The organism is Paraburkholderia sp. BCC1876 (assembly GCF_902833695.1).
GTDB lineage: Bacteria > Pseudomonadota > Gammaproteobacteria > Burkholderiales > Burkholderiaceae > Paraburkholderia.
In genome coordinates this window covers 473,773-487,500 of record NZ_CADFGI010000006.1, presented here as the reverse complement: position 1 = coordinate 487,500, position 13,728 = coordinate 473,773, and the positions used below count along the sequence as shown (strand labels likewise).

Below are 13,728 nucleotides of genomic sequence, written 5' to 3'. Positions count from 1 at the left end.
CAGGAACTGGGCGTGAGTTTTTCGCAATGGCGTCAGCAGGCGATTCTCGCACGCGCGATTCCGCTGCTGAGTCAGGGCCGGCCGCTTTCTCACGTCGCGCTGGAATTGGGCTATCAGAGCCAGAGCGCGTTTTCAGCCATGTTCCGACGCGCCTTCGGTGAAAGTCCGCGCGCGTTTATCGAACGGGGATCGGAGCATCGCGCCGAAACGGGCGATCACGAAGATAGAGAGACGGATTAAAAGCGGAATGTGAGATCGCGCTGTGCAACGTGGTGCGAGGCAACACGACGTAGAGCGGTGCTACGTGGTGCGATGCGATACGAAGAAAAAAATGCTCAGCAGCAGCCCTACGCCTTCAAACCCGCCGCGCCAGATGACGAATCGCGCCGAGTTGCGCCAGACGCGGCCCGCTCAGCTTATAACCCTTGCGCTGATAAAGCCGCGCGGCCGGATTATCGACGAACACTCGCAATTGCAACTCGTGCAAGCCGCGTTCGCGCGCCCATTGATGAGAGATATCCAGCAGATACGTGCCCGCTCCCAGCCGCCGATGCCCTTCCGCAATCTGCACGTCGCGGATATGCAGCGAATCGCCTTCCTGCGTGATGCGCAACACGCCGATCGGATGGCCGTCCTTCTCGAGAATGAAATTCTCCGACTCGCGCCAACTGCCGAGGAACAGATCGCCCCGCCACACCAGATGATGCCGCCGGTAGTAACCGCCCATATTGGCGCGAGTCAGCGCCTCGGCGAATTCGAAATCGTCCATGCTGGCATTGCGCAGATGAAACGGTGACGGAGCTTCGGATGGATCGAACATGGTGGGGCGGCAAAGATGAGTCGGGTCAACGGTAAAACAGGCTGCGCGTGCTGGCAATGGCTGTTTGTCCCGAGCATACCCAGGCGGCGTGGATCGTGGAAATAAATGCGCGCAACAATGACGAGGGATCCGCGCGAGAATAAAAAAAGCCCACTTCTTTCGAAGTGGGCTTTCTCAAATCTGGCGGAGCGGACGGGACTCGAACCCGCGACCCCCGGCGTGACAGGCCGGTATTCTAACCAACTGAACTACCACTCCAGTTTGCCCATCTTGGCTTGCGAGCGTTGGTTTTTTCTCGCAAGCTGCGCTGCCTTACTGCTACTCGAATTACTTCGAACACTAAAGCGACGCTGATGTTTGGCGTCCCCTAGGGGATTCGAACCCCTGTACTCACCGTGAAAGGGTGATGTCCTAGGCCTCTAGACGAAGGGGACATAATCTTTTCAGATCTGTCTTTAACTCGCTGCTAACTTACGCTAACTTCTCAGTTATTTCGTTTCGTCAACTGCGAAGACCGCTATTCTAACTACATAACAACTGTTTGTGAAGTTTTTTTTGCTACAAGTTCCAGACTTGGGAACAACTTCACTCTGCTCTGATGGTGGAGGTAAGCGGGATCGAACCGCTGACCTCTTGCATGCCATGCAAGCGCTCTCCCAGCTGAGCTATACCCCCCTTGCAGAACAGAAACGAGATTCTAGAGGCCAATTTGCGCTTTGTAAAGACCCTTTGAGCAATTGCATGCGACTTTTTTCAGAAGTCGCATGCAAACCCTCTCAAGGTCCGCGCGAACGCGCTTATCCCAGCGCTTTTTCGATACGGCCCACGACGACATCGCGACCGAACAGCATCAACACACTGTCGATCGACGGCGTATGGGTGGTGCCTGCCACCAGCAGACGCACCGGCATGGCCAGTTGCGGCATCTTCAGCTTGTGCGCGCCGAGCGTGGCCTTCAGCGTGGCGGCGATCGCCTCCCTGGTCCACTCCGCGGTCTTCAGCCCGGCCGCCAGATCGGCCAGTGCCGGACGCACCACGTCGGTGACGTGTTGAGCCAAGGCTTCGGCCTCAGGCGCCGGGGTGCGATAGAACATCGAGGCGTTCTCGGCAATTTCCTTCAACGTCGACGCACGGTCTTTCAGCAAGCCCACCACCGACGTCAGATCCGCGCCCTGCGCCAGCGCGGCTTCGTCGATACCCAGTTCGGCGAAGAACGGCTTGACCAGCTCCGCGAGACGCGCGTTGTCCGCTTCCTTGATGTAGTGCGCGTTCAGCCAGCTCAGCTTGTCGTGGTCGTACTGCGCCGGGGACTTGCCCAGGTGCTCCAGATCGAACCATTCGACGAACTGCTCGCGCGAGAAAATTTCCGCGTCGCCATGCGACCAGCCCAGACGCGCCAGATAGTTGACCACGGCTTCCGGCAGGAACCCGGCGTCGCGATAGGCCATGACGCTCATCGCGCCGTGGCGCTTGCTCATCTTCTCGCCCTGCTCGTTCAGCACGGTCGGCAAGTGCGCGTACACCGGCGGTTCGGCGCCGAGCGCGCGCAGAATGTTGATCTGCCGCGGCGTGTTGTTGACGTGATCGTCGCCGCGAATCACGTGCGTGATACGCATGTCCAGATCGTCGACCACCACGCAGAAGTTGTACATCGGCGTGCCGTCCGGACGCGCGACGACCAGGTCGTCGAGCTCTTCATTCGAGATCTCGATATGCCCCTTCACGGCGTCGTCCCACGCGACCACGCCGGTCAGCGGATTGCGGAAGCGCAGCACCGGTTGCACGCCGGCCGGCGGCTCCGGCAGCACCTTGCCCGGCTCCGGGCGCCACGTGCCGTCGTAGCGCGGCTTTTCGCCCGCTTCACGCTGACGCTCGCGCAATGCGTCGAGTTCTTCCGTGGACATGTAGCACGGGTAGACGAGGCCGGCTTCGCTCATCTGCTGCAGCACTTCGCGATAACGGTCCATGTTCTGCATCTGGTAGAACGGACCTTCGTCGACGTCGAGGCCAAGCCACTGCATGCCGTCGAGAATGGCGTCGACCGCCTCGGTGCTGGAACGCTCGACGTCGGTGTCCTCGATCCGCAGCACGAAGGTCCCTTTCATCTTGCGCGCGAACGCCCACGGATAGAGCGCGGAGCGAATGTTGCCGAGGTGGATGAAGCCGGTGGGACTCGGTGCGAAACGGGTACGAACGGAGGTGGTCATTAGCGGTTACTCGGAAGACAGGCGCCGGCGCCTTGACGGGCCAAACCCGTGAAGCGCGGCAGCGGACCGCGCCCATGCGGCGAACAGACGCCGCGCATGGACACGAAGGAAATAAATACGAGAGCGGAATTATACCTTTGCTCCTCGCGTTGCCTGCCCTCGTCCGAATGGCCAACGGCGCGACGACGCGCGCCACCCGAAGCGGCCCTCTGCAACGTTTCATTACCGCGCCGCCGCGCGCCCCACGCTTTGATTTATGATGTGCGCGCGCTGCGACTCGTGATCGAACCACAGCGCATGGAATCGCCGCCGGCGACCCTATCCGTCTGACTCTACCCGCCTGATCGCGGACCGGGGCCACGCTGTTTGCGTCGCCCGTGCCGTTGCTGGAGAACCCGTTGAAATCCACCCCGCCCCGCCTCGCCCGCCGCAATTTCTCACTGGCCGCCGCTTCCGCCGTGCTGGCCGCCTGCACCACGACCGGCAGCAAGCTCGAGGGCTCGCCGATCACCGCTACGCCGACCCCCTCCACGCCGCCGCTCGACAAGCCGCAGCGTCCTGTGCGCGTCGCGCTCGCGCTGGGCGGCGGCGCCGCGCGCGGCTTCGCGCACATCGGCGTGATCAAGGCGCTCGAGGCGCGCAACATCAAGGTCGATCTGGTCGCGGGCACGAGCGCCGGTTCGGTGGTCGGCGCGCTGTACGCTTCGGGCATGAACGGCTTCGCGCTCAACAAGCTGGCGCTGACCATGGACGAAGCGTCGATCAGCGACTGGGCCATGCCGTTTCGCACGCGCGGTTTCCTGCAAGGCATCGCGCTGCAGAACTATCTGAACACCACGCTGAACAACCGCCCGATCGAGAAGATGGTCAAGCCGCTCGGCGTGGTCGCCACCGACCTCAACAGCGGCCAGCCGATCCTGTTCCAGCGGGGCAATACGGGCATCGCGGTGCGGGCGTCGTGCAGCGTGCCGTCGATCTTCGAGCCGGTCAAAATCGGCGGCCATGAGTATGTGGACGGCGGTCTGGTGAGCCCGGTGCCGGCGTCGTTCGCGCGCAAGATGGGCGCGGATTTCGTGATCGCCGTGGACATCTCGCAGCGCCCGGAAAGCGGCCAGACCTCCAGCTCGTTCGACGTGCTGATGCAGACCTTCACGATCATGGGCCAGTCGATCAAGGCTTACGAACTCGACAAGTACGCCGACATCGTGATCCGGCCGAATCTGGCCGCCATGAGCGGCAGCGATTTCTCGCAGCGCAACGCGGCGATTCTGGCGGGCGAGGAAGCGGTGGCGAAAATGATGCCGGAGTTGCAACGCAAGCTGGCCGCGGCCCGGCCTGTCGGGCAGGCGATCGGGTAACACGGCGCGGGTTGGGCGGCGCCTTGCCGTCCAGGTGGTCGCCCAAACGCCGCCCCAAACCCGCCGCCCAAACGCAAAAAGCCTGCTTCATTCGAAGCAGGCTTTTTTACGAGACCCCAACCACCAAATCAATTCAAAGCAAAATCAGTTGTTTCCGCCAATCGCCGCATTCACACGCTTACGTAGATCCTCGCCGTCCTGGTAGGACGTTTCGATCCGGCGTGCACCGGTGTAGCGCTTTTCCCAGTAGCCGCTATCCATGTCGTCGACGCGGATCGTGCTGCCCGTGGAAGGCGAATGCACGAACTTGTTGTCGCCGATATAGATGCCGACGTGCGAGAAAGAACGGCGCATCGTATTGAAGAACACCAGATCGCCCGGCTTGAGGTCGCTGACGCGGACCTTCTCGCCGACGCGGCTCATTTCTTCCGCACGGCGCGGCAGCGCCATACCGAGCGTGTCCTGAAACACATAGCGGACGAAGCCGCTGCAATCGAGCCCCGAATCCGGCGTATTGCCGCCCCAGCGGTAGCGCACACCGATCATGTTCAGTGCGCCCACCACCACGTCGCCCGCTTTGCCGGCCATGCCGGACAGGAACGATTTGGCGCCGCCGTCGCTATCCGGCGTGCTGGCCTGGGAACTCGGGGAGGACAAAGAATTCGACCCGCTGGGGGTCGAAAGTGAGGCATTCGGATTAAAACTGCTGACTTCGTCGGCGAACGCGCCGGGAGCTGCTGCCATCATGACGCCAATGAACATCCCGGCGACGACGCGCGTGCAAGCCTGGGTAAGGTTTCTGTGCTGCATTGGTCGGTAGTTTTTGCCTAAAAATCAGTGGTCTACGGAAAAAAGTTTGGTCGATACTAGCCAGTAAGTATTCACGTGTCAAAACAAATAGAAAAATACAATCGACACACGCACCCAATTGGTGAAAGGGTGAAAAATCAATGATCAAGCGCTGCTTTCAGCAGCTTTCGAGTGTACGGGTGCGACGGCGTCGCAAAAATCTGCTCAACGTCCCCGCTTTCGACGATCGAACCGTTTTGCATCACCGCGACACGGTGCGCCATGGCCCCGATCACGGCCAGATCATGACTGATGAAAACGAAGCCGAGGTTGTACTTCTGTTGCAACCCGGCGAGTAGTTTCAGCACCTGCTGCTGGATCGACACGTCGAGCGCGCTGGTCGGTTCGTCGAGGATCAGAATGCGCGGTTCGAGCACCAGCGCCCGCGCGATCGCGATCCGTTGCCGCTGGCCGCCCGAGAACTCATGCGGATAGCGGTACAGCACCGTGCGGTCGAGGCCGACTTCGCGCAGCACGGCGACCACCTTGTCGCGCCGCGCTTCCGGCGTCATGGTCGGGCGGTGCAGCGCGAGCCCTTCGCCGACGATCCGCTCGATCGTCTGGCGCGGCGACAGCGAACTGAACGGGTCCTGAAACACCACCTGCATGTTCGAGCGCAACGTGGTCTGTTCCGCGCCGCGATAACTGCCGAGCGCCCTGCCCTGGAATTCGATCTCGCCGTGCGCGGTGCGTTGCAGGCCGAGCAGCGCCATCGCCAGCGTCGATTTGCCCGAGCCGGATTCGCCGACGATCCCCAAGGTCTCGCCCTGGCGCACCGACACGCTGGCCTGTGCGACCGCGCGAAAACGTCCCGTGCGGAACCAGCCGCTGAAACCCGGCAGCTTCGCTTTGAAATCGACCGAGACGTCGCGCGCTTCGAGCAGCACCGGCGAGATCGGCAGCACCGGCACTACCGTGCGCTCGGGTCGGCTCGCGAGCAGCCGCTGCGTGTAGGGATGCTGCGGCGACGCGAACACCTGCTCGACCGGTCCGCACTCCACCAGCACGCCCTGCTCCATCACCGCGATGCGTTGCGCGAAATGACGCACCAGGTTCAGATCGTGTGTGATCAGCAGCACGGCCATGCCGCGTTTTTCTGCCTCGTCGCGCTGCAACTCCAGCAGCAGTTCGACGATCTGCGCGCGGATCGTCACGTCGAGCGCGGTGGTCGGTTCGTCGGCGAGCAACAGCCGCGGGCGGCACGCCAGCGCCATCGCGATCATCGCGCGCTGCCGTTGCCCGCCCGACAGTTGATGCGGATAGCTGTTCACCCGCTTGCCCGGCTCCGCGATGCCGGTACGGCCCAGCAGCGCGACGGCGCGCTTGCGGGCCTCGTTGGCCGTGACACCGTCATGCACGACGATGGTTTCCGCAATCTGGTCGCCGACCGTGTAGAGCGGATTGAGCGCCGTCATCGGCTCCTGAAAGATCATCGCGATGTCCGAGCCGCGCAAGCCGCGCATCTCGCGTTCGCTTTTCGCGAGCAGATCCTCGCCGTCGAAACGGATCGCGCCGCTCACCTGCGCGTCGTTCAGCAGACGCAGGATCGACAGCGCGGTCACGCTCTTGCCCGAACCCGATTCGCCAACCAGCGCGACCCGTTCGCCGCGCGCGATCGCGAGCGTGACATCGTTCACCGCGACGGTGTCGCCGAACGTGACATGCAGATGCTCGAGTTCCAGCAGCGGCGGCGTGGCGGCCTGCGCGCCGTTCTGTGTGGCTGGCGTGGCGCTCATTGATTGCCTCCGGCGCGCATCGCATCGGCGATCCGGGTGTCGAGCGCATTGCGCAGCGCGTCGCCCATGAAGGTCAGCAGCAACAGCATCGCGACCAGCACGCCGAAGGTGGACAGCGAGATCCACCACGCGTCGAGATTCGCCTTGCCTTGGGCGAGCAGTTCACCGAGGCTCGGCGTCGGTGACGGCACGCCGAGGCCGAGAAAATCGAGGCTGGTCAGCGCGAGAATCGCGCCGCTCATGCGAAACGGCAGGAACGTGATCACCGGCGTCAGGCTGTTGGGCAACACGTGCCGCCACATGATCTGCCAGCTCGACAACCCCATCGCCCGCCCCGCCCGCACGTAGTCCTGCTGGCGATTGCGCAGAAATTCCGCGCGCACGTAATCGGACAAACCGATCCAGCCGAACAGCGACAGCAGCACGATCAGCAGGAGGAAACCCGGCTCGAAAATCGACGAGAAGATGATCAGCAGATAAAGCTCAGGCATCGCGCTCCAGATTTCGATCAGCCGCTGGCCGACGATATCGATACGCCCGCCGAAGAACCCTTGCACGGCGCCCGCCGCGATGCCCACCACCGTGCCGATCAGCGTCAGCACCAGGCCGAACTCCACCGACACGCGAAAGCCGTACAGCAGCCGCGCGAACACATCGCGGCCGCGGTCGTCGGTGCCGAGCCAGTTATCGCGCGACGGCGGCGCCGGGTTCGGCGCCTTCGAGAAGTAATTCAGCGTGTCGTAGTAATAGCGGTTCGGCGGATACACCGCGAAGTTGCTCGGCGCGTCGAGACGACGCATGACGTACGGATCGAGATAATCCGCGGGCGTCGGAAAGTCGCCGCCGAAGGTGGTCTCGGCGTAGGTCTTGACCATCGGAAAATACAGTTGGCCGTCGTAGCGCACCACCAGCGGTTTATCGTTCGACCACAGCGGGCCGGCGAGGCTCGCCGCGAACGCGACGACGAACACGATCAGGCTCCAGTAGCCCAGGCGCTGCCGGCGAAACCGCTGCCAGACTCGGCGCGCGGGCGAAGGCGAGACGAACGCGCGAGCCGGTTCGGTGCGCGCCGCCGCATCGGTGGAAAGGCGGGCTCGATTCATCAACGCTCCAGTTGTTCGAATTGGATGCGGGGATCGACCCACACATAGCAAAGGTCGGAAATCAGCTTGGTCGCGAGACCGATCAGCGTGAACAGATACAGCGTGCCGAGCACGACCGGATAGTCGCGGCGCACCACCGATTCGTACGACAGCAGGCCAAGACCGTCGAGTGAAAAAAGCGTCTCGATCAGCAGACTGCCGGTGAAGAACGCGCCGATAAACGCCGACGGAAAACCGACAATCAGCGGCAGCAACGCGTTACGAAACACGTGCTTCCACAGCACGCGTCGTTCGGACAGCCCTTTGGCACGCGCGGTCAGCACGTATTGCTTGCGGATCTCGTCGAGGAAGGCGTTCTTGGTCAGCATGGTGACGACCGCGAAGCTGCCCACCACCGAAGCCGTGATCGGCAGCGTGATGTGCCACAGATAGTCGACGATCTTGCCGCCCATGCTCAGCTGCGCCCAGTTGTCCGACGTGAGGTTGCGCAGCGGAAACAGTTGCAGGAAGGTGCCGCCGCCGAACAGCACGAGCAGCAGCACGCCCAGCACGAAGCCGGGAATCGCGTAGCCGATCAGCACCACCAGACTCGTCGCGATATCGAACCGCGAGCCGTTGCGCACCGCCTTCGCGATACCCAGCGGCACCGATATCAGGTACGTCAGGAAGAAGGTCCACAAGCCGATGCTGATCGACACCGGCAGCTTCGACACGATCAGCGACCACACGCTTTGATGGCGGAAATAGCTCTGGCCGAGGTCGAAGGTCGAGAAGCGTTTGAGCATCAGGCCATAGCGTTCGAGCGGCGGTTTGTCGAAGCCGTACAGCGCCTTGAGCTGCGCGATCTGCTGCGCGTCGACGCCGGTATGCGCGCGCAGCCCGAACGGCGCGCCGTTTTCCGCGCCCTTGCGCAGCTCGTGCTGCATCTGCTCGACCGGACCGCCGGGGACGAACTGGATCACGACGAAGGTCAGCGTCAGCACGCCGAGCAAGGTCGGAATCATCAGCAGCAGGCGTTTGAGGATGTAGCTCCACATGGCGGTGTGTCCGGTGCGAATACGGTGAGTGGATCACGCGTCGGCATGGCGACGTGATCGGCTAGGGCTGCGTTGACGGCGCGGTTTGCGCTGGTTTTTGTGCGGCCGTTTGTGCGGCCGTTTGTGCGGGCTGATACCACCACATCGACGTAATCCAGCCTTCCGCGCCATAGTACAGGGGCAAGGTTTTCGGCCACGCGAGGCCGCGCTTGAACGCCACCCGATGCGTCGCGCTGTACCAATGCGGCACCACGTAGTAGCCATGAATCAGCACACGGTCGAGCGCGTGCGTCGCGTCGAGCAGTTGCTCGCGCGTCTGCGCCTGCACGAGCGCGCGCAGAATCGCGTCGACGGCCGGCGACTTCAGGCCGATCACGTTGTCGGAACCCTGCGTGTCGGCGGCCTTGCTGCCGAAGCGGTCGATCTGCTCCGAACCCGGCACCTGGACGTCGCCCATGCGGATCGTCGTGGTGTCGAAATCGAATGCATCGAGCCGCTTCTGATAGACGGCGAAATCCGACACGCGGAACGTCGCCGTAATGCCCAGCTTCTGCAGATTGCGGATGAAGGTCGCGACGATCGGCTCCATCTGCGCGGACGAACCGGAGTCGTCGAGAATCTCGAACTGGAACGGCTCGCCCTTGGCGTTGCGCAACGCGTTGTCGCGGTAGGTCCAGCCCGCCTCCTGCAACAGCGCGCGCGCCTGCAGCAGATTGGCGCGCAACGAGCCCGGCGGATCGGTGTCCGGCTGCTTCGGCGGCAACCCGAACACGGCGGGGTCGAGCTTCGCGCGCCACGGTTCGAGCAGCGCCAGCTCGCCCGGCGACGGCAAGCCCTTGGCCTGCAGATCCGTATTAGCGAAGTAGCTGTCGATGCGCGTGTACTGATTGAAGAACAACTGGCGGTTCAGCCATTGAAAGTCGAGCGCGAGATCGAGCGCCTTGCGCACCCGCACGTCCTGGAACAACGGCCGGCGCAGGTTCAGCATGAAGCCTTGCATGCCGGTGCCGTTATGTTGCGGAAACTCGCGCTTGATCAGCTCGCCGCTGTCGAACTTCTTGCCCACATCGCGCCGCACCCAATTGCGCGCGACATATTCGACCAGCGCGTCGTACTCCCCCGCCTTGAACGCTTCGAGCCGCGCGGTGCTATCCGAATAGAGCTTGTAGACGATCCGGTCGAAGTTATTCATGCCGATCCGCACCGGCAATGCCGCGCCCCAGTAATTCGGGTCGCGCCGGTAGGTTATGGTGCGGCCGTTGTCGTACTGGTCGATCAGATACGGCCCGCTGGCAATCGGCTTTTCGAACGCCATCTGGTCGAACGGAATCCGGCTGCCGTCGGGCTTCATCCCCCACTTGCGCGAGAACACCGGCATGCTGCCCGCGAGTAAGGGCAACTCGCGATTGCGCTGACGGAACTCGAAGCGGATGGTCTGCGGATCGACCACCACCGCGCGCGTGATCTCGCCGAAATACGATGCGAACTGCGGCGCGGCCTGCGGACTTTTCAGCGTGTCGAGCGAGAACTTGACGTCGGCGGCGGTGACTGGATCGCCGTTCGAAAAGCGCGCGCGCGGATTGATGTGGAAGGTGGTCGACAAGCCGTCCGGGGCGATCGCGATGTCGTCGGCTAGCAGTCCGTAGGCGGACGCGACTTCGTCGCTGCTGCCGATGGTCAGGCTCTCGAACATCAGATCCACGCCCGGCGCCGGGTTGCCACGCAGCGTGAACGGATTGAATTTATCGAAGCTCGTGAGGCGGCTCGGGTTGGCCAGCACCAGCGTGCCGCCCTTCGGCGCGTCGGGGTTGACGTAGTCGAAATGCTTGAAGTCCGCCGGGTATTTCGGCTCGCCGTATTGCGCGATCGCGTAGACCGCGTGTGCCGCCGGCGACATCAGCAAACCGCAAAGAGTGAGCACGATGCTCATGGCCGCGACGCATGCCGTGCGCCCTACGCGCAGCGGGCGTGACGCGCCTCGATCCGGCAACGCGAGCGACGATCGATGCGCCATCGGCGGCAAACCAGCACGCGAGAGTTTTTGAATCACGCTGCACCGAAGTGCATGAGGCGTCGGAACTCGGCGCGAGCCAGTTGTCATGGGGGCCTTGACGGTGACGGAACAATTGAAGGGCAATCGCAATGCGAGGGAATTCTACCCAATAAAAGCGCGCCGACCGCAACATCCCGATAACGCACGAGCCAATGAAAAAACCGCCCGAAGGCGGTTTTTCTTTCTACGCCTGGCTCAAGCGCGGCGCGAACCCGGCTTGAAACCGGCGTGAAACCTTAGTGCCAGCCGCGACGATTGTCGTAGTGGTCGCGACCGTAGTCGTAGCGGCCCGGGGGATGACGGCGATACCAGTCATCGCGGCCCCAGTAACGACGGCCGTCCCAGTAGCGGTCGCCATGCCAGCCGATCACGATTGCCGGACCGCCGTAGTACACGGGAGCCGGTTGATACACGACCGGCGGCGGAGGAGGTGGCGGCGGCGCATAGTACGGAGCCGGCGCGACGTACACCGGCGCGGGAATGCCGATATTGACCCCGACGTTAAAGCCACCGGCCATAGCAGCACCTGATGCACCCAACGCGAGAACCCCGATCAGAAGTGGAACAAGACGAGTGGACTTCATGGATCACCCTTTTGATGAATGTGTGTTGTTGGCCGAAATATAGCGCAAGGCTGCGCGCCGCGTATTTCAACTTTGTAATAACTGATGCATAACATCGCAAGCCTCGCGACCTGGTTACGTCTCGTTACATTGGACAAGGTTTTGGTGAAAAACGGCGGCGTTGTAATCGAGTCGCGCGCTGCGTTTTCATCCACGAGCCGGAACAGATGGCAATGGTGTGACTCCATCGCCATGTCCGGCAAATCAGTAGGATGTCGAAGCATATTGGGGGATGCGCGCCCTCGCCCCCTCGCCCCTTCCTCTACCGCTTCCGCGCGCATGCCGGTACGACGACCGCTGTCGCCTGCCTGCCCGCCCAGATCAGATCATCCGTGACGCATCCGCGCACGCCGCCCTCGACCGTCTTCATTCGAAAAACGAACATTTCCATGTTCGAAAGAACATCGCCCCAACCTCAAACAGGTCAGCGGTCATCAGACGTCTAAGAAAACAGCGCACCGCCGCACCCCTTGTTTTATCGACTATTTCTCACAATTCAAGTGTTAAAACTATGGTTTCCCCTAGTGCCGCTACCACCATCAAGTGATACGATGACTGACACGAAACGAAGAAAAATGTTCGAATTCGAGCACGCCAGCCCGATCAACGACCAAGCCGGCGTACATCCTGGGTACGGAGACAGATTTTGAAAACAATCATAGGTTTGCGCTGGTGGATCATCGCCCTCGTGTGTATGGGGACGATCGTCAACTATCTGTCGCGCAACGCGCTCGGCGTGATGGCGCCCGAGTTGATGAAGCTGCTGCACATGAGCACGCAGCAATATTCCTACGTGGTCGGCGCGTTCCAGGTCGGCTACACGATCATGCAGCCGATCTGCGGACTGATCATCGACCTGATCGGCTTGCGGCTCGGCTTCGCGCTGTTCGCCTGCCTGTGGTCGCTCACCGGCGTGCTGCACGGCTTCGTCGGCAGCTGGCTGTCGCTCGCGGCGTTGCGCGGCTTGATGGGCCTGAGTGAAGCGGTGGCGATTCCCGCCGGCATGAAGGTGGTCGCCGAGTGGTTTCCCAATCGCGAGAAATCGGTCGCGGTCGGTTATTTCAACGCGGGCACCTCGCTCGGCTCGCTGCTCGCGCCGCCGCTCGTCGTGTTCCTGTCGCTGCGCTACGGCTGGCAGAGCGCCTTCGCGGTGACCGGCGCGCTCGGCTTTGTGTGGGCCGCCGCGTGGTATCTGCTGTACCGCTCGCCGAGCGATCATCCGCGCATCGGCCAGGCGGAGCGTGAAACGATCGTCAGCGGCCAGACGCCGGCCACGACCCAGCGCCGTAGCATCCGCGAGGTGCTGCGCACGCGCCGCTTCTGGGCGATCGCGCAGGCACGCTTCTTCGCCGAACCGGCCTGGCAGACGTTCAGCTTCTGGATTCCGCTGTACCTCGCCACCCAGCGTCATATGGATCTGAAGCAGATCGCGCTGTTCGCGTGGCTGCCCTTTCTCGCCGCCGACCTCGGCGGTCTGTTCGGCGGTTATCTGTCGCCGTTCCTGATGAAGCATCTGCGCGTGCCGCTGGTCTGGTCGCGAATCGCGGGCGTCGTGCTCGGCGCGTTCATGATGCTCGGGCCGGCGTGCATCGGCCTCGTCGCGTCGCCGTATGAAGCGATCGCGCTGTTCTGCGTGGGCGGCTTCGCGCACCAGATGATCTCGGCGCTCGTCAACACGCTCGCCGCCGATGTCTTCGACCCCAGCGAAGTCGGCACCGTCGCCGGTTTCGCCGGCATGTCCGCGTGGATCGGCGGCCTCGGCTTCTCGCTGCTGGTCGGCGCGCTGGCCGACAAGATCGGCTACACCCCGCTATTCGGCGCCCTCGGCGCTTTCGACCTGATCGGCGCAACGTTGCTGATCATTCTGATGCGCGGCGTATCCAGCGACGCGCGTCCGCGGCATGCCGACACCGGCGCCGGCACCCCCGCCTGACCTCACCCG

General features: G+C 62.7%; 11 protein-coding genes and 3 tRNA genes (1 of these 14 only partly in view). 3 read left to right on the top strand and 11 right to left on the bottom strand.

What is annotated here, in order from left to right; all coding sequences use genetic code 11:
- Window positions 1-240, top strand: the end of a protein-coding gene (locus HWY05_RS23890; RefSeq protein WP_176059845.1) for a helix-turn-helix transcriptional regulator. Its footprint begins 612 nt before the window's first position; the window shows 240 of its 852 coding nt (coding positions 613-852); the start codon falls outside the window, past its left edge; the stop codon is at window positions 238-240.
- A 115-nt stretch (window positions 241-355) separates the two neighbouring features.
- On the opposite strand, the gene HWY05_RS23885 is transcribed toward HWY05_RS23890, so the two are convergent.
- From HWY05_RS23885 to gltX, 5 genes are all read right to left on the bottom strand, one after another.
- Window positions 356-820, bottom strand: coding sequence for a GNAT family N-acetyltransferase (locus HWY05_RS23885; protein WP_176059844.1), 465 nt, complete (start codon window positions 818-820; stop codon window positions 356-358).
- Window positions 821-1,001: 181 nt separating this feature from the next.
- Window positions 1,002-1,078: transfer RNA gene (locus tag HWY05_RS23880), tRNA-Asp, on the bottom strand.
- A 100-nt stretch (window positions 1,079-1,178) separates the two neighbouring features.
- Window positions 1,179-1,254 (bottom strand) — tRNA-Glu (locus HWY05_RS23875).
- Between the two features lie 165 nt (window positions 1,255-1,419).
- Window positions 1,420-1,495: transfer RNA gene (locus HWY05_RS23870), tRNA-Ala, on the bottom strand.
- Window positions 1,496-1,617: 122 nt separating this feature from the next.
- The gene (gene gltX, locus HWY05_RS23865; protein WP_035546254.1) at window positions 1,618-3,027 is read right to left on the bottom strand and encodes a glutamate--tRNA ligase; all 1,410 of its coding nucleotides are present in this window, start codon (window positions 3,025-3,027) and stop codon (window positions 1,618-1,620) included.
- A gap of 398 nt (window positions 3,028-3,425) precedes the next feature.
- On the opposite strand from gltX, the gene HWY05_RS23860 reads away from it, so the two are divergent.
- Window positions 3,426-4,385 (top strand): patatin-like phospholipase family protein, encoded by a 960-nt coding sequence (locus HWY05_RS23860; RefSeq protein WP_176059843.1) that lies wholly within the window; start codon window positions 3,426-3,428, stop codon window positions 4,383-4,385.
- Between the two features lie 144 nt (window positions 4,386-4,529).
- Here the strand turns inward: HWY05_RS23860 and HWY05_RS23855 are convergent, their stop codons facing one another.
- The 6 genes from HWY05_RS23855 to HWY05_RS23830 all read right to left on the bottom strand — a co-directional run bounded on the left by HWY05_RS23855 (window position 4,530) and on the right by HWY05_RS23830 (window position 11,747).
- The gene (locus HWY05_RS23855; RefSeq protein ID WP_035546255.1) at window positions 4,530-5,195 is read right to left on the bottom strand and encodes a C40 family peptidase; all 666 of its coding nucleotides are present in this window, start codon (window positions 5,193-5,195) and stop codon (window positions 4,530-4,532) included.
- A gap of 137 nt (window positions 5,196-5,332) precedes the next feature.
- Window positions 5,333-6,970 carry a dipeptide ABC transporter ATP-binding protein gene (locus tag HWY05_RS23850; protein WP_176059842.1) on the bottom strand — a complete coding sequence of 546 codons (1,638 nt, stop codon included), beginning with the start codon at window positions 6,968-6,970 and terminating at the stop codon, window positions 5,333-5,335.
- Window positions 6,967-8,073, bottom strand: coding sequence for an ABC transporter permease (locus tag HWY05_RS23845; protein ID WP_176059841.1), 1,107 nt, complete (start codon window positions 8,071-8,073; stop codon window positions 6,967-6,969). Before HWY05_RS23845 ends, HWY05_RS23850 begins: the two co-directional genes overlap by 4 nt.
- Window positions 8,073-9,110 (bottom strand): ABC transporter permease subunit, encoded by a 1,038-nt coding sequence (locus tag HWY05_RS23840; protein WP_035546260.1) that lies wholly within the window; start codon window positions 9,108-9,110, stop codon window positions 8,073-8,075. The genes HWY05_RS23845 and HWY05_RS23840 overlap by 1 nt, the downstream gene beginning before the upstream one ends.
- A gap of 61 nt (window positions 9,111-9,171) precedes the next feature.
- Window positions 9,172-11,040, bottom strand: a complete 1,869-nt coding sequence (locus tag HWY05_RS23835; RefSeq protein ID WP_176059840.1) for an extracellular solute-binding protein — start codon at window positions 11,038-11,040, stop codon at window positions 9,172-9,174.
- Between the two features lie 359 nt (window positions 11,041-11,399).
- On the bottom strand, window positions 11,400-11,747 hold the full coding sequence (locus HWY05_RS23830; protein ID WP_035546261.1) for a hypothetical protein: 348 nt from the start codon (window positions 11,745-11,747) through the stop codon (window positions 11,400-11,402).
- A 685-nt stretch (window positions 11,748-12,432) separates the two neighbouring features.
- Between HWY05_RS23830 and HWY05_RS23825 the strand changes: the two genes are divergently transcribed.
- Window positions 12,433-13,719 carry an MFS transporter gene (locus HWY05_RS23825; RefSeq protein WP_176059839.1) on the top strand — a complete coding sequence of 429 codons (1,287 nt, stop codon included), beginning with the start codon at window positions 12,433-12,435 and terminating at the stop codon, window positions 13,717-13,719.
- Window positions 13,720-13,728: the final 9 nt, after the last annotated feature.